The 16239-nt window shown below is 65.3% G+C and carries 12 protein-coding genes; 5 read left to right on the top strand and 7 right to left on the bottom strand.

What is annotated here, in order from left to right; translation table 11 throughout:
• The first annotated feature begins 21 nt into the window (after nt 1–21).
• Together EQZ23_RS08680 and EQZ23_RS08685 are read left to right on the top strand one after the other, a co-directional pair.
• Nucleotides 22–1029 (top strand): alpha-ketoacid dehydrogenase subunit beta, encoded by a 1008-nt coding sequence (locus EQZ23_RS08680; protein ID WP_128454696.1) that lies wholly within the window; start codon nt 22–24, stop codon nt 1027–1029.
• A gap of 103 nt (nt 1030–1132) precedes the next feature.
• A complete protein-coding gene (locus tag EQZ23_RS08685) occupies nt 1133–2500 on the top strand; it encodes a dihydrolipoamide acetyltransferase family protein (protein WP_128454051.1) in 1368 nt (455 codons plus the stop codon).
• A 242-nt stretch (nt 2501–2742) separates the two neighbouring features.
• Here EQZ23_RS08685 and EQZ23_RS08690 read toward each other — a convergent pair whose 3' ends face one another.
• From EQZ23_RS08690 to pgi, 6 genes are all read right to left on the bottom strand, one after another.
• Nucleotides 2743–3939 (bottom strand): thiolase family protein, encoded by a 1197-nt coding sequence (locus EQZ23_RS08690; RefSeq protein WP_128454052.1) that lies wholly within the window; start codon nt 3937–3939, stop codon nt 2743–2745.
• 67 nt (nt 3940–4006) lie between these two features.
• Nucleotides 4007–5473 (bottom strand): glucoamylase family protein, encoded by a 1467-nt coding sequence (locus tag EQZ23_RS08695; RefSeq protein WP_128454053.1) that lies wholly within the window; start codon nt 5471–5473, stop codon nt 4007–4009.
• A gap of 75 nt (nt 5474–5548) precedes the next feature.
• Nucleotides 5549–8539 carry a carboxypeptidase regulatory-like domain-containing protein gene (locus EQZ23_RS08700; protein WP_128454054.1) on the bottom strand — a complete coding sequence of 997 codons (2991 nt, stop codon included), beginning with the start codon at nt 8537–8539 and terminating at the stop codon, nt 5549–5551.
• Nucleotides 8540–9011: 472 nt separating this feature from the next.
• Nucleotides 9012–10367: a glutathione-disulfide reductase gene (gene gorA, locus EQZ23_RS08705; RefSeq protein ID WP_128454055.1), complete on the bottom strand. Its 1356-nt coding sequence runs from the start codon at nt 10365–10367 to the stop codon at nt 9012–9014.
• Between the two features lie 124 nt (nt 10368–10491).
• Nucleotides 10492–10869, bottom strand: a complete 378-nt coding sequence (locus tag EQZ23_RS08710) for a DUF4174 domain-containing protein (protein ID WP_128454056.1) — start codon at nt 10867–10869, stop codon at nt 10492–10494.
• 168 nt (nt 10870–11037) lie between these two features.
• The gene (gene pgi / locus EQZ23_RS08715; RefSeq protein WP_128454057.1) at nt 11038–12528 is read right to left on the bottom strand and encodes a glucose-6-phosphate isomerase; all 1491 of its coding nucleotides are present in this window, start codon (nt 12526–12528) and stop codon (nt 11038–11040) included.
• Nucleotides 12529–12653: 125 nt separating this feature from the next.
• Between pgi and lepB the strand changes: the two genes are divergently transcribed.
• The 3 genes from lepB (at nt 12654) to era (ending at nt 15279) form a co-directional block, all read left to right on the top strand.
• Entirely contained in the window at nt 12654–13463 is an 810-nt protein-coding gene (gene lepB / locus EQZ23_RS08720) for a signal peptidase I (RefSeq protein WP_128454058.1), read from the top strand.
• Nucleotides 13460–14122: a ribonuclease III gene (gene rnc / locus EQZ23_RS08725; RefSeq protein ID WP_240663430.1), complete on the top strand. Its 663-nt coding sequence runs from the start codon at nt 13460–13462 to the stop codon at nt 14120–14122. Before lepB ends, rnc begins: the two co-directional genes overlap by 4 nt.
• Before the next feature lie 239 nt (nt 14123–14361).
• Nucleotides 14362–15279, top strand: coding sequence for a GTPase Era (gene era / locus EQZ23_RS08730; protein ID WP_240663432.1), 918 nt, complete (start codon nt 14362–14364; stop codon nt 15277–15279).
• A gap of 133 nt (nt 15280–15412) precedes the next feature.
• Here the strand turns inward: era and EQZ23_RS08735 are convergent, their stop codons facing one another.
• Nucleotides 15413–16123, bottom strand: a complete 711-nt coding sequence (locus tag EQZ23_RS08735) for an NAD-dependent deacylase (protein WP_128454061.1) — start codon at nt 16121–16123, stop codon at nt 15413–15415.
• Nucleotides 16124–16239 lie beyond the last annotated feature (116 nt).

Raw genomic sequence — 16239 nt, forward strand, 5'->3', positions numbered from 1 at the left:
GACGGCGGCGAAACCACCCGCATGAACATGATCCAGGCGATCAACTCCGCCATGGACATCATGATGGCCCGCGATCCCGACGTCATCGTCATGGGCGAGGATGTCGGCTATTTCGGCGGCGTCTTCCGCGCGACCGCCGGGCTCCAGGCGAAACACGGCAAGACCCGCGTGTTCGACACGCCGATCACCGAATGCGGGATCATCGGCGTCGCGGTCGGGATGGGTGCCTATGGCCTGCGCCCCGTCCCCGAGATCCAGTTCGCGGACTACATCTATCCCGCCCTCGACCAGCTCGTCTCCGAGGCCGCGCGTCTGCGCTACCGTTCCGCCGGCGAGTTCACCTCGCCGATCACGGTGCGTTCGCCCTTCGGGGGCGGCATCTTCGGCGGCCAGACGCACAGCCAGTCGCCGGAGGGGCTGTTCACCCACATGTCGGGCATCAAGACGGTCATCCCGTCGACGCCCTATGACGCCAAGGGCCTGCTGATCGCCGCGATCGAGGACAACGACCCGACGCTCTTCTTCGAGCCCAAGCGCATCTACAACGGCCCGTTCGACGGCTATTGGGATCGCCCGTCGCAGAACTGGTCGAAGCACCCGGCCGGCGAAGTGCCAACGGGGTACTACAAGATCGAGCTCGGCAAGGCGAAGATCGTCCGCGCCGGTGAGGCGCTCACCATCCTCGCCTACGGCACGATGGTGCACGTCTGCACCGCGGTCGTCGCCGAGGCCGGGATCGACGCGGAGATCGTCGACCTGCGCACGCTCGTCCCGCTCGACATCGAGACGATCGAGGCGTCCGTGAAGAAGACCGGGCGCTGCATGATCGTCCACGAGGCGACCCGCACCAGCGGCTTCGGCGCGGAGCTGTCGGCGATCGTCCAGGAACGCTGTTTCTACCATCTCGAAGCGCCGATCGAGCGCGTCACCGGGTTCGACACGCCGTACCCGCACAGCCTCGAATGGGCGTATTTCCCGGGGCCGGTCCGCATCGGCGAGGCCCTGAAAAAGATCATGAAGGACGCATAATGGCGCCTTCACCCACCCCCGTTCGCTTCGAGCGCAGTCGAGAAGCCTCCGGTATCCCTCACGCAAGTTTCTCGACTTCGCTCGAAACGAACGGAATTTTTTGATGGCCCGCTTCACCTTCAAACTGCCCGACATCGGCGAAGGCATCTCCGAGGCCGAGATCGTCGCCTGGCACGTCGCCATCGGCGACCGCGTCGAGGAGGATTCGCCGATCGCCGACATGATGACCGACAAGGCCACCGTCGAGATGGAATCGCCGGTGACCGGCGTCGTCGTCGAACTGGCGGGCGAGGTCGGCGACCAGGTGTCGATCGGCGCCGCGCTGGTCGTGATCGAGACCGATGCGGTCGAGGGCGCGGGCGAAGTGGTGGTGGCTCCATTGACGTCGGCGCAGGCCGAGACGGCCGAGCAGTACGAAGCCGAAAATCCCGGTGTCGAGGAGGTGGCCGACCTCAGGCAGTCCACCACCCCGGCGGAGGCCGGGGCCCAATTGGGGGGCGCAGGTAACGAAGCGCAGTCCGATATTACGACCACCTCTCCACTTGGACCCCGGCCTTCGCCGGGGGGGATTGAGGGGCAGGGCGACGCCTCCAAAACCCACGCGCTAGCCTCCCCCGCAGTCCGCGCTCGCGCGCGTGACCTCGGCATTGATCTCGCCTCGGTAAAGACCGACGCCGACCGAGTCCGCCACGCCGATCTCGACGCCTACCTCCGCTACGGCTCGGGCGAAGGCTACCACGCCCCGCACGCCAGCCGCGCCCGCGAAGACCAGCCGATAAAAGTCATCGGCATGCGCCGCCGCATCGCCGAGAACATGGCCGCCTCGAAGCGCGCGATCCCGCACTTCACCTATGTCGACGAGATCGACGTCACCGCGCTGGAGGCGATGCGCGCCGACCTCAACGCCAACCGCGGCGGCCGCCCCAAGCTCACCATGCTGCCGCTGATGATCGTCGCGATCTGTAAAGTCATCCCCGACTTCCCGATGATGAATGCGCGCTACGACGACGAAGCCGGCGTGGTGACTCGCCACGGCAGCATCCATCTCGGCATGGCGGCACAGACCGACGCCGGGCTCACCGTCCCCGTCATCCGCGACGCCCAGGACCGCAACGTCTGGCAGCTCGCGACCGAGATCACCCGCCTCGCCGAAGCCGCCCGCGCCGGCAAGCTTGCCCCCAACGAAATGGGCGGCGGCACGATCACCGTGACGTCGCTAGGCCCCCTCGGCGGCATCGCGACCACCCCGGTCATCAACCGCCCCGAAGTCGCGATCATCGGCCCCAACAAGATCGTCGAACGCCCGGTCTTCCGTTCTGATGGAAAAGGCGGCGACGAAGTCGTCCGCGCCAAGCTGATGAACCTGTCGATCAGCTGCGACCACCGCGTCGTCGACGGCTGGGACGCAGCAAGCTTCGTCCAGGGCCTCAAGAAGTATCTCGAAACCCCGGTCCTTCTGTTCGCCGACTAAGCAGACGAAGGCCTTAAAACCCCCTCTGCCTTAGGGGAGGGGTAAGTGGCCCGCCCGGCCCTTGCCGGGTGGGATGGGTGAGGGCACGACGCAGAGCACCCGAAATTTCACTGCCCCCAATTACCACCCCGGCGAAGGCCGAGGCCCAATTGGAAAGGTGGAAATAACAGAGCGCGATGCCCCGTTATCGTCGTCCCCCATTTGGGCCCCGGCCTCCGCCGGGGCGGTGGCGATGGCAAACCTCAAACGATCTCGAACAACCCCGCGGCCCCCATGCCCCCCGCGGTGCACATCGACACGACGACATAGCGCACCCCGCGCTTGCGACCCTCGATCAGCGCATGCCCGACCAGCCGCGATCCGGTCATCCCGAACGGATGCCCGACCGCGATCGCGCCGCCATTGACGTTGTATTTCTCCGGATCGATCCCGAGGAAATCGCGGCAATACAGGCACTGCGACGCGAACGCCTCGTTCAGCTCCCACAGCCCGATATCGCCCACCGACAGCCCGGCGCGCTCCAATAACTTGGGGATCGCGAACACCGGTCCGATCCCCATCTCCGCCGGACTGCACCCCGCCGCCTGGAACCCGCGATAGATACCGAGGATATCCTTGCCCTCGGCCTCCGCCGTCCTGCGATCCATCAGCAACTGCGCCGACGCCCCGTCCGACAACTGGCTGGCATTCCCCGCCGTCACGTTCGATCCCGGCCCCGAAAACTCGCCGCCTGGCCACACCGTCTTCAGCCCGCGCAGCCCCTCCAGCGTCGTGCCCGCACGGATTCCCTCGTCCTGCGACAACGTGACGCTCTCGATTCCCGCATGCGCGCCCTGCTTGTCGAACAGCGCCTTCTCGACCGTGATCGGCACGATCTCCTCGGCAAACGCACCGCTGGCGAGCCCCGCCGCCGCGCGCTGCTGGCTCATCGCAGCATAGGTGTCCTGCGCCTCGCGGCTGATCCCGTATTTCTCCGCGACGATCTCGGCGGTCTCGATCATCGGGATATAGGCGGCGGGCTCCTTCGCGATCACGCTCGCATTGACGTAGCGCGGCGCGTCCTTGGTCACGGTGAAGCTGATCGACTCCATCCCGCCGGCAAGCGCCACGTCGGCTTCGTCGCACATGATCGTCCGCGCCGCGAGCGCCACCGCGGTCAGTCCCGATCCGCATTTCCGGTCGAGCGTGAACGCCGGCACCGACTCCGGCAGTCCGCCCGCAAAGATCGCCATCCGCCCCGCATTGCCACCCTGCGTGCCATGCTGGTTGCCGACACCCCAGAACACCTCGTCGATCCGCGCCGGATCGATCCCCGCCCGCTCGACCACCGCGTTCATTACGTGGCCCGCGAGCACCGGCGCCTCGGTCGCGTTGAAGGCGCCGCGATACGCTTTGCCGATGGCGGTACGGGCGGTCGAGACGATGGCGGCTTCACGCATGCTGGAACCTTTCGAGGATCGGGTATGTCGATCCTCTAAGCCGTTACGTGCCTTCGCGAAACCCCCGTCAGGGAACGCGCGCCAGCCACCCGCCGGTAAATCCGGCACGATCCAGCCCGCGGCGGATATGCGGGTTCTTCCGCATCGTGTTCCACACCATGCCGGTCCGCCAGTTCTCGATCATTGCCACGATCGGCCCCTGGTCGATGCCGAGATAGTCGCTGTCGACCCAGCCGACGTCGGGAACGATCCGGCCATGCTTCAACGGTTCGCCCATCTCGGTCAGCGTCGGGTTGAACGCGTCGAAGAACCCGTATTTGCCGTAGATGCCCTTGCCGTAGCGATCGTGCATCGCGGTGATCGCCGGAATGACGAGATCGGGCGCAAACACGATCGATCCGACCGCGGCGGTCGGCGCCAGCGTCCCGTCGTCGCGCGCGCCGGGGCCGCGTTCGGAATAGCTGAAGAATTCGCGTTGCCGCCCGCCGATCGTCGCCTTGAAATCGCCCGGCCCGTCGCACGCGGTCAGCCCCCAGATGTCCGGTCCATAGCCCGCGAACCCGGCGCCGTTGGTGCCGCCGTTCGCGATCGCATAGTCGCGCTGCGCGATCGTCGCGCGCTTGCTGTTCTCGAAATAATCGATCCCCTTGGTCGCGATGTACGGATCGCGGATCCCGCGGAAATCGACCCAGACATGGCTGTACTGGTGCACGAACATCGGCGGATAATGGAGGTGATCGCCCTTCCACGACGGCTCGAACTTCTCGGTCAGCGCGCCCCAGGTCGACGGCGGCAGCGGATGCGTCGGCGAACCCAGCGCGAGCAGGTACATCAGCATCCCCTCGTTGTAGATGTTCCAGTCGCTCGCGATGAACCCGCTCTCGGGACGCCAGCCCATCGACAGGAACGGCGCGCGCGGCGTGATCCAGGTCCAGTCGACCGCGCCGTAGATCTGGTCGGCCAGCGCGCGAATCCGCTGTTCCTCGGGATGATCGCCATCGAACCAGCTCTGTGCGAACAGAATCCCGCCCAGCAGCAGTGCCGTATCGATCGTCGACAATTCCGCGCGCGCGAACCGCTGCCCCTTGGTGATGCCGAGGAAGTGGTAGAAAAATCCCTTGTAGCCACTGTTGCCGGTCGGCTCGGGACCCATCGGCGCGATCGCGAAGAACTCCATCGTCGCCAGGGTGCGTTTGCGCGCCTGCTCGCGGGTCACCCAGCCATTGACCACGCCGATCGGATAGGCCGTCAGCGCGAAGCCGACCGCGGCGATCGACGAGAAGGACGGTGTCGGCCAGCGATCGAGTGCGAGCCCGGTCACCGGATTCGTCGTATCCCAGAAATACAGGAACGCGCGCTCCTGCAGATTGTCGATCAGCGGGTTGGCGGACGGTGATGGCGCCGGCACCGGTGGCGCGGCCCCCGTCATGCCCTCGATCGCCTGGACCAGCGGCCGCCCGACCGATGTGCATCCCGCGGTAAGTCCACCGAGCGTCATCGCGCTGGTGCCGAGAAACTGCCGTCGATCGAGCATTCGAACTCCTGGTCAAGGTCACCGCCATGACCGTCAAGTCTGGCGAGCGGCCGGGGGCCGCTCGCCTTTACCGCATCAGAACCTGTAACCTACCCTGAACTGCACGCGACGCGGCAGGGTCAGTGTGCTGGTGCCGATCCGCGCAGGGTCGAGCGGGTCGGTCGCCTGCCCGGTCGCGGGATCGATCGTGTTGTTGAACGAAGCGTCGAAGCCCTCGAAGTTCTTGTTGTTGAAGGCATTCAGCAGATCGACGGCGGCCTCGAACTGATCGTCCCTGCCGAACACGCGGAAGCGCTTGGCGAGCGTCAGGTTGATCTCGCAATACGCGAACAGGCCCTTGATGCAGTTCTTCTGCGGATAGCGCGCGGTGAACCGGTTGAAACCCGAATCCGCGCCGTTGGTGGCATCGGTCACCTGGAATGCCTGGCCGCTGCCAAGCGTGTTCAGCATCGAGAACTGGAAGCCGAGTGGCAGATCGACCGTGCCCGATACGACCACGCGATGGCGCTCGTCGCCGGCCCGCGGACGCCAGCCATAATCGTCCGGTGTCACCGCATCCAGGCTGAACAGGTCGCCGCCATTCTGCTCACCCTTTGAGAAGGTGTAGGCGATGTTCAGGCCCCAGCCGGACGATTTGGTGTAGTTCTTGTCCAGCGTGAAATAGATCGCCTTGTAGCGCGTATCGAGTCCGTCGAAGCCGATCAGCGCATTCGCATAGCCGAACGGCAGCAGTGGCGCGGTGTTGCAGCAGGCGCCAAGCCCGTTGGCATTACGCGTGGCGAAAATGTTGGTGTAGCCGTTGCGCCCGCGAATATAGGATCCGGTGAGCGACGTCTGGAAGATGCCGACTCTTTGGCGGATGCCGATGCTGGCCTGGTCGTTGACGGGCGGCCGCGCGTCGTTCTTCACGGCATACAGCTCGGGCAAACCCTGCGTCGAGCTGGCGGCGAGTTGCAGCAGTCCATCACGCGTCAGATAGACCGGGTCCCAGGGAACCGTCGGCAGGTTCTGGCGCGGTGCGCCATTCGTCGAAAAGCGGAATACGCCGGTCGGGTTGATCGTGCGACTAAGCTCGTCGACCGTATTGTTGAAGTTGTTGCGATCGTAATAGCGACCGACCCCGCCGAAGATGACCGTAGACTGGTCGCCTTTCACATCATACGAAAAGCCGAAGCGCGGCGCGATCGCGCCGGCGAACGGGCTGCGGTTGCTGCCGTCTGTGATGTAGTTTTCGGGGTCGAAATACGACGTGCTGGGCAGTGCCCGCAACGCATTCGCGGCATTGCCGGGCGTGCGGTATTCGTTGTTGAAGCCGTTGGTCTCGTAGTCCCAGCGGACGCCGACGTTGAGCTGGAGCTTGCTCGTCACGTTCCAGTCGTCCTGCGCATACAGCCCGATCTGCGTGTTCGACGCGAGGATCTTGCCGTTGCCGAGGCCCAGCCGAGCTTCGGCGGGAAACGCGAATGTCAGGCCGTTCTGCGGCTCGCGGCGATAGGTGTAGCGCGGCTGGATGAACGACTGGTTGTCGAACTCGATATCGGTGACCTCGACCCGCGCGCCGACCTTGAACGCATGGTTCTCGAGGCCCGTATAAGTAACGTCGTCGCGCAGGGTATAGCCCTGCTGGACTTCCCGCCGGGTCGAATCCTTGCCGCCGAAAATGATCACGCCGTCATAATCGAAGGTCGCCAGGTCAGGGTTCAGCGAGGTCGGATTGAACGTGTAGCTCAGATAGTTGGCATTGAATTCGTTGATGAAATCGCTGCCGGTATAGGTCCATTTATACAGATAGGTATCGACGACGTTGATCTTGTTCTCGGCGTTCTCGAACGACACGTTGCCACCGAAATTCTGGATATCGGTTTCCTGGCGGCGGCTGAACGACAGGTCCATCACCTGGTTGCTGTCCGGCGTCAGCGTCAGTTTGCCGAAGTAGAAATCGCCGCGGAACGGGCTGACGAACGCGCCTTCGAAATCGCTCAGTCGACGCCCCGAATTGGCCTCGAAATCGGCAACCGCCACGGCCGACCCGGTGCTGTCGACGTTGAACGCGCGGTCCTGGTCGTTGCCTTCGTAGGTGGCGAAGAAGAACAGCTTGTCCTTGATGATCGGGCCGCCCAGCGAGACGCCGTATTGCTTGCGCTTGAACGCGGGCTCGGGGCGGTCGTTGCGCTTGTCGAGAAACGCCTTCTCGGTCAGGCTCTTGTCGGTGTACTGGCCGAACACTTCGCCGTGGAATTCGTTGGTGCCCGACTTGGTCACCGCGGTGATGATCGCCGCGCCGGCCTGTTCGTACTCGGCCTTGTAGTTCTGCGTGAGGACGCGGAATTCCTGCACCGCCAACTGGCCGAAGGGATTGCCACGGCTGTTCTGCTGGCCGGCGACGCCGCCCTCGCGCAGCTTGTTCTTGAGGCTGACGCCGTCGATGAACACGTTGACCTGGCTGGCCGTGGACGCGCCCGACTGAAAGCCCTTGTTCGTCTCGCTATCATTGTATTTCACGCCGGGCGCGAGGGCCGCGAACGACAGGAAGTTGCGATCGGTCTGCGGCAGGTTGCGGATCTGCTGCTGGCTGACGTTGGTCGCGACTTCGCTGGTCTTGGTCTCGACCAGACGGCCTCCGGTGACGACGATTTCCTGGTCCTCACCCGTGGCGGGCGCAGCATCTGCCGTGGCAGCGCCCGCAGCACTGGCAGGGGCAGCGGGGGCCGGCGGAGCGAGCGTCGCGTCGACCGTCGCGGACTGGCCGATCGACACGATGACGCGCTGGACCGACGTTTCGCCGTTCGTACCGGTCACGGTGATCGTGTACTGCGCCGGCCTCAGCCCGTTCAGGATATAGCTCCCGTTCTCCGCCGAGACGGTGCGAAACGTCTGGTTGGTCCCCCCGTTCACCGCCACAACGGTTGCGCCGGCAACCGCCGCACCAGCCGCATCGCGCACCTGCCCGCGGATCGCCGCGGTCGTCGTCTGTGCCGTCGCCGCAGTCGTGAAAGCCGCAGCCGATCCGAGGATCGTCGTCGTCACCAGCGCAGCGCGCAGCGCCGCGACCATCATGGTCTTCATGTCGAAAAATCCCCTGCGTTGGATCGCGGATCGGCAAATGGCGTGGATACGATCGTGGCGGTCCTGCCCGAAGCTGGGGCAATGCCGGATCGTAGTGTTCGCGACGGTCGCGACCCCATGCCCTGGACCTCTCCGTTAACCGCTCCCAATGGAGTCGGTTGGGCAGCACGCATGTTTGCATGGCCGCCGGGAGGGAGCCTCTACGCCCGGTTTCCGATGTCTGCCAATCACTGTTCCGCATGAAGGACCGATTCGGCGACAGTCCGTGTCATTATCGCCACAATCCATGTTTGCCGGGTAGCATTTCGATTAATAACGCCGCCGTAACGACTATCGACGCCTCGGAGAATCGCGGGTTGAATATTTCCATATCAGCCGCTGCGAACGCAAGGAATTCGTAGCGGCACTGAACGCCATCTTGGCAGAGTTTCGCCAAGGAAAAATAGTTATTTTCCCGAGCGAATACCGTGTCTTATTTCATCAACACGAGCTCTTCCGCCATCGTCGGATGCAGCGCGACCGTCGCGTCGAAGTCCGCCTTGGTCAGTCCCGCCTTCACCGCCACCGCGGCAGATTGCAAAATCTCCGGGCAGTCGGGACCGATCATGTGGATACCCACCACCCGATCGGTCTCGCCATCGCAGATCATCTTGTACAGCGACCGCTCGTTGCGCCCCGCCAGCACGTTCTTCATCGGCCGGAAGTCCGACGTATAGACCTTCACCGACCCCAGCGCCTGTTTGGCCTGCGACTCGGTCATGCCGACGCCAGCCATCGGCGGATGGCTGAACACCGCGGCGGGGACGTTGGCGTAATCGACCCGCGTCGGCTTCCCACCGAAGAACGTGTCCGCGAACGCCTGCCCCTCACGGATCGCGACCGGGGTCAGCTGGATCCGGTTGGTGACGTCGCCCACCGCGAAGATCGATGCGCAACTCGACTGGTTGTCCGCATCGACGATCACCGCGCCCGCCGCGTCCATCTCGACCCCCGCACTTTCGAGTCCGAGCCCCTTGGTGTTCGGCAACCGTCCGGTCGCAAACATCACGAGGTCGACGGTGATCGGCTCATGCCCGCTCATCCGGACGGTGAGGCAACCGCTCGCATCCTTCTCGATGCTCTCGAACGCCGCGTGGAACCGGAAATCGATGCCCTTGCTCATCGAAATCTGGAGCAGCCGGTCGCGGATCGACTCGTCATACCCGCGCAGGATCACGTCGGTCCGGTTGACCAAGGTCACGTGCGACCCGAACTGGTGGAAAATGCCCGCGAACTCGTTGGCGATATAGCCCGCGCCTGCGATCAACACGCGCTTTGGCACCTCGTCGAGATGGAACACCTCGTTCGAGGTAATGCCGTGCTCGGAACCCGGGAAGTCGGGGACCAGAGGATGCGCGCCGACCGCGATCAGGATCTTCGCCGCCGTCTTCACGCTGCCATCCGCCAGCGTCACTTCGTTCGAGCCGGACACGACCGCGCGCTGGTGAATGATGTCGACATGGTTGTTCTCGAGCGTGGTCGTGTACGCGCCGTTGATCCGGTCGACCTCCTCCATCACGTTGTCGCGCAGCACGCGCCAATCGAACGCGCAATCGTCGGGCACCTGCCAGCCGAAGCGTTTCGCGTCCTTCAGATCCTCAGCAAAATGCGCGCCGTAGATCAGCAGCTTCTTCGGCACGCAGCCGCGGATGACGCAGGTCCCGCCGACCCGGTATTCCTCGGCGACCGCGACGCGTGCGCCGTGCGCGGCGGCGACGCGCGACGCACGCGTCCCGCCCGAGCCTGCACCGATGACGAAGAGGTCATAGTCGAATGTCGAGTCAGTCACGAGTCTTCCTTCATCGTCACCCCGGACTTGTTCCGGGGTCCACCGTGCCACCGGTTTGCCTGCCACTTGGGGCACGGTGGATGCCGGAACAAGCCCGGCATGACGATGAGTGTGATGCGTCGGCTTAGCGTCGGCCCGCCCGGCGCATCGGCATGGCGTCGATCGTCTGCTCCAGCGCGGCAGCGGGGAACGGCTTGTCGCTCCGCAATTTCTCGCCACCGTCCTTGCCGATCAGGATCGCGGTGAAGGCGGCGGGAAGACGGTATTTGCGGCGGATCGAAGCGGCCGTGTCGCCCGCGCCGCGGACCCGGTCGCCGATGACCTCGACGATGGTGAGGTCGCGGTCGTCACTCTTCGCCTTCCAGTTCGCGAGAATACGACGCTGCTCGGCGAGCGCCGCGTCTCCGCCGGAGGCAACAGCCACGATCAACACGCGCCGCTCCCACTTCATCTGCGCGAGGGTAGGGGAGGCGGCGAGCGCGACGGCGAGAAGGATCGACATCCCATATCAACGCGCGAGTAAAGCGACCGCTCCCCCTCAATACCACCCCGGCGAAGGCCGGGGCCCAATAGGAAAGGCTGGGGTTTAATCCACCACCGTTCACCCAATTGGGCCCCGGCCTCCGCCGGGGGGGGCGGCTGGGGCGCACTCAGCGCACGCCCCATCTCCTTACCCAAACGCGCGCTTGATCAGATCATCCGTCGAAGGATCGAACGTCTGTCCGCCCTTCTCCGCGGCCTTCGCCATTTCCTTCCCCAGCTCGACCCCGAACTGGTCGAACGAATTGATCCCCAGCAGCACGCCGTTCACGAACACCCGGTGCTCGTAAAACGCGATCAGCGCGCCCAGCGTCCGCGCATCCAGATCGTCGAGCAGCAAAGTCGACGACGGCCGATCGCCCGAATAGCTCCGCGCCGGATCCTCGACCTGCTTGCCCGCCATCAACGCCGCACCCTGTGCGAACGCGTTGAGCAACAGCGCCTTGTGATGCTCCTCGGGCAGCGTGTCGCCGGCCTCGATCGACGCGACGAACTCGACCGGCACCAGATGCGTGCCTTGGTGGAGCAGCTGGAACACCGCATGCTGCGCCTCGGTGCCGACCCCGCCCCAGGTGATCGCCGCCGACGGCCGTCCAAGCGGCTCGCCATCCGCGGTCACCGACTTGCCGTTCGACTCCATCTCCAGCTGCTGGAGATAGCTCGGCAGCAGCCGCAACCGCTCGTCATAGGCGAACGTCGCGCGCGTCTCGGCATGGCGGATCTGCGTGTAATACAGGTCGGCGAACGCCGCGAGCGCCGGCGCATTCTCGTGCAGCGCGGCGAGGCGGAAATGGCGATCCATCTCGGCCGCGCCCTCGAGCAGCTCCTCGAACCGGTCCCAGCCGAGCCCGATTGCCGCGGGAAACCCGATCGTCGACCACAGCGAATACCGCCCGCCGACGCTCTCCGAAAACGGCAGGATGCGCGTCTCGTCGACGCCCCACTCCATCGCCTTTTCGGGCGCGGCGGTCAGCGCGATCACCCGGCCGTAAGGGTCCTCGACATTATGCTCGGTCATCCATTGCAGCACCGCCTCGGCGTTCATCAGCGTCTCGGTCGTGGTGAAGGTCTTCGACGCGACCACCAGCAACGTCGCCGCCGGATCGAACTTCGCGAACACGTCCTCCAGCGCCACGCCGTCGACATTGGCGACGATCCCGACGTCGTACCGCTTGTCGTCACGCCCGAGCGAATCGACCAGCAACTGCGGCCCCAGCGCCGACCCGCCGATCCCGACATGCAGGATATGCCGCACCGGCCCCAGCGCATCCGCCTCGATCGCGTCGATCAGCGTGCGCATCCGCTGGTGGCTCGCCTGCGCGATCGCGACGCTCTCGGGCTTGCCCTCGCCGCGTTCGGCGGTGTGCTCGACCGCGCGGCCCTCGGTCACGTTGACGATCTCGCCCGAAAACATCGCCTGGCGCTTGCCGGCCAGATCCTGCGCCTTGGCCATCGCCTCGAACGCGGTGATCATGTCGGTCGTCAGATGCGTCTTCGACCAGTCGAAATGGATGCCCGCGACGTCGAGGCTCAGCTTCGAAAGCCGCTCCGAATCCTGGGCGAACAGGTCGGTCAGCGTGGTGGCGGGCAGGGCTTCGATCTTGGACCAGTCGGCGGTCATGCTACTTCTCCGAATAGACGTGCGCGCCGGTCATGCTGCAAGCGCGAGACGGCGACAACGCTCTTTCGGTAACAGGTATCCTCCGCACGCTTGACGACGCGCGCGGTCTGCGCAAACCCGCAGCCATGGCAAATGACACGAAGACCAAACCGGCGCGGTCCGAAACTGCAGAGACGTTCCGCTTCCTGCTGAAGCTGGCGGTGGTCGTGCTGATCCTGCGCAGTTTCATCTTCGCGCCGTTCAGCATCCCGTCCGAATCCATGCTGCCCCGCCTCCTGATCGGCGACTATCTCTTCGTGTCGAAATGGAATTACGGCTATTCGCGCTGGTCGCTCCCCGGCGGCGTACCGCTCATCCCAGGCCGTATCTTCGGCAGCACGCCGACGCGCGGCGACGTCGTCGTCTTCCGCGCACCCGAAGTGCTCGATCACGACGTCATCAAGCGCGTCATCGGCCTGCCCGGCGAGACCGTCCAGATGCGCCAGGGCGTCGTCTACCTCAACGGCAAGGCGATCCCGAAACTCCGCATCGCCGACTTCACGATCCCGCTCACCGCCAATTTCGACGCCGAGAAATGCGGTGCGCCGTTCGTCGATGTCGCGAACGGCGTCCAGATCTGTCGCTACCCCCGCTTCCGCGAAACGCTTCCCGGCGGCCGCAGCTACGAGGTGCTCGACCAGGCCGAACTCCCCGATCGCGACGATACCGGGCTCTACACGATCCCCGCGGGCCATATCTTCGTGATGGGCGACAACCGCGACGACAGCGGTGACAGCCGCTTCCCCGCGCCGAGCGGCATGGGCTATGTCCCGCTCGAGAATGTCGAGGGCAAGGCGGTCGTCAACTTCTTCTCGACCGACGGCAATGCCGAATGGCTCAAACCCTGGACCTGGGTCAGCGCCGCGCGCTGGAGCCGCATCGGGGAAGGCTTTTGAGCGATCTCGCCGGCTGGCTGAAGACGCTCTTCGGCCGCACACCGAACAACATCGCCCCCTATGAGCGCGCGCTGACGCACGGCAGCCAGGCCGCGGCGAACTACGAGCGACTCGAATTCCTCGGCGACCGCGTCCTCGGCCTGATCATCGCCGAGTGGCTGTACGAGCTGTTCGCGTCCGACCCCGAGGGTTCGCTGTCGAAGCGTCTTAATGCGCTCGTCACCGGCCCCGTCTGCGCCGACGTCGCCCGCGAACTCGGCGTCCGCGCGCATCTGAAGCTCGGCAAACAGGCGCGCGACGACGGCGCGAGCGACAGCGACAACGTGCTCGGCGACGTGATGGAGGCGCTGATCGGCGCCTGGTATCAGGAAGCCGGCCTCGACGCCGCGCGCGCCTTCGTCCGCGGCGCCTGGGGCGACCGCGTGCAGGCCGGCGCCAAGGCCCCCCAGCACCCCAAGTCCGCGCTCCAGGAATGGGCCGCCGCGCATAACCGCAAGCCCCCCGAATACACCGTCGTCGAGCGCTCCGGCCCCGGCCACGCGCCCAAATTCACGATCCTCGTTTCGGTCGGCAAGCTCGCCGAAGCGACCGCCATGGGATCGAGCAAACAGGAAGCCGAAACCGCGGCGGCCAAGGCGTTGCTGGAGAAGCTCAGCTAAGAAGAATGGTTCACGCGGAGACGCGGAGCCGCGGAGGGGGCTGCAAGTGGAACTCCGGTCCTGCCCCAAACGACTCCGAGTGGATCGACGGCGTATGATCGAAGCGGGCGCGATCCCCATCCACACCATCTCCGCGCCTCCGCGTCTCCGCGTGAACAAAACTGCCTTCTCGCGACGCGATGACGGACAGCCGTTTTCCCTGTACAGGTGCAAGCAACACCAGTTCGAAAAGAGCATATGTGACTGAAACGAATACCACGCCCAATACCAGGCATTGCGGCCTAGTCGCCATCGTCGGCGCCCCGAACGCGGGCAAGTCGACGCTCGTCAACGCGCTCGTCGGCCAGAAGGTCGCGATCGTCAGCCCCAAGGCGCAGACCACGCGCGCCAAGCTGATGGGCGTCTCGATCGAAGGCGACACGCAGATCCTGCTCGTCGACACCCCCGGCATCTTCGAGCCCAAGCGCCGCTTCGACCGTGCGATGGTCGCCGCCGCCTGGGGCGGCGCGGAAGGCTCCGACATCATCGCGCTGGTGGTCGACGCCAAGGGCGGGATCGGCGGCAAGGTCACGACCATCGTCGAGTCGCTGGTCGGCCGTACCGAGCCGATCTGGCTGATCCTCAACAAGGTCGATCTCGCCGACAAGACCAAGCTGCTGATCCACGCGGAAAAGCTCAACGCGCTGCTCCCCTTCGCCGAGACGTTCTTCATCAGCGCGGGCACCGGCGACGGCCTCGCGCACTTCAAGACGCAGCTCGCCAAGGCGATGCCCGAAGGCCCGTGGCATTATCCCGAAGACCAGGTCTCCGACTCGACCGAACGCGCGCTCGCGTCCGAAGTGACGCGCGAGCAGCTCTATCTCCAGCTCCACGCCGAGCTGCCCTACGCCAGCACGATCGAGACCGAGCAGTATATCGAGCGACAGGACGGCTCGCTGGAGATCCACCAGCAGATCCTCGTCGAACGCCCCACCCAGCGCGCGATCGTCCTCGGCAAGGGCGGCCAGCGCATCAAGGAAATCGGCGCGCGGGCTCGCATCGAACTCGCCAGCATCACCGGCAAGCCCGTCCACCTCTATCTGCACGTCAAGGTCAAACCCGGCTGGGACGAAGACCGCGAAACCTACCGCGACCTCGGCCTCGACTGGGTCGACTAATGCCAATCCTCCCCCGCCAGGGGGAGGTGGCGCCGAAGGCGACGGAGGGGGCGGGCACGGAGCCGGCGTTATCCTTTCCGCCCCCTCCGTCACGCTCCGCGCGGCACCTCCCCCTGGCGGGGGAGGATAAGCTTTACCCCAAAACCGCCTCAACCCACGCCGGCACCAGCACCCCAGCCGCCCCGATCCGCGTCTCCCCAAAGAACACGCTCCCCATCGAAGGCTCCAGGTTCAGCTCCAGCGTCGCGGCCCCATGATACGCCGCGGTCTGCACGAACCCCGCCGCTGGATACACCGCGCCCGAAGTCCCCACCGAAACGAACAGATCGGCCCGCGCCAACGCCGCCTCGATCCGCTCCATCTGGTACGGCATCTCCCCAAAGAACACGATGTCCGGCCGCAACGCCCCCGCACCGCAAGCCCCGCACACCGCCCCCTCCGGCAAAGCCCCGGCCCAGTCCTCCCGCGCCCCACACGCCGCACACAGCGCCGACAACAGCTCCCCATGCATATGCAGCATCCGCCCCCCACCGATTGGCGCCCCCGCGCGCTCATGCAGGTCGTCGACATTCTGCGTCACGATCAGCAGTTCGCCCTCCCAGGCCGCATCCAGCCGCGCCAGCGCCCGGTGCGCGGCATTGGGCGCGACGCCAGTCAAGGCCTCCCGCCGCAGATCATAAAACCGGTGCACCAGTTCCGGGTCCGCCGCGAGCGCCTGTGGCGTGCAGACATCCTCGACCCGATGCCCCTCCCAAAGCCCACCCGGCCCCCGAAACGTCGCAATCCCGCTCTCGGCGGAGATGCCTGCCCCGGTAAGAACGACGATGTTTTCGATCTTCTGCATCGCCACAGGATAAGCGGCGTTCGTCGCATACGAAAGTGGGCGGAACGCAGCCGAAAGCCGACGCCGAACCTGTTAACGCGACGTTCTCTCCCATTTCCGCCCGCCAGGCCTATGAT

It is taken from the genome of Sphingomonas sp. UV9, assembly GCF_004101245.1.
Classification (GTDB): domain Bacteria; phylum Pseudomonadota; class Alphaproteobacteria; order Sphingomonadales; family Sphingomonadaceae; genus Sphingomonas.

What these genes read in the sequence shown, in the direction of transcription:
- EQZ23_RS08710 (WP_128454056.1), bottom strand. Translation starts at nt 10,869, where the DNA reads ATGTCGATCCTTCTCGCCGTCGCGCTCGCCGCCTCCCCTACCCTCGCG.
- EQZ23_RS08700 (WP_128454054.1), bottom strand. Translation starts at nt 8,539, where the DNA reads ATGAAGACCATGATGGTCGCGGCGCTGCGCGCTGCGCTGGTGACGACG.
- EQZ23_RS08695 (WP_128454053.1), bottom strand. Translation starts at nt 5,473, where the DNA reads ATGCTCGATCGACGGCAGTTTCTCGGCACCAGCGCGATGACGCTCGGT.
- pgi (WP_128454057.1), bottom strand. Translation starts at nt 12,528, where the DNA reads ATGACCGCCGACTGGTCCAAGATCGAAGCCCTGCCCGCCACCACGCTG.
- EQZ23_RS08685 (WP_128454051.1), top strand. Translation starts at nt 1,133, where the DNA reads ATGGCCCGCTTCACCTTCAAACTGCCCGACATCGGCGAAGGCATCTCC.
- lepB (WP_128454058.1), top strand. Translation starts at nt 12,654, where the DNA reads ATGGCAAATGACACGAAGACCAAACCGGCGCGGTCCGAAACTGCAGAG.
- EQZ23_RS08690 (WP_128454052.1), bottom strand. Translation starts at nt 3,939, where the DNA reads ATGCGTGAAGCCGCCATCGTCTCGACCGCCCGTACCGCCATCGGCAAA.
- EQZ23_RS08735 (WP_128454061.1), bottom strand. Translation starts at nt 16,123, where the DNA reads ATGCAGAAGATCGAAAACATCGTCGTTCTTACCGGGGCAGGCATCTCC.
- EQZ23_RS08680 (WP_128454696.1), top strand. Translation starts at nt 22, where the DNA reads ATGAACATGATCCAGGCGATCAACTCCGCCATGGACATCATGATGGCC.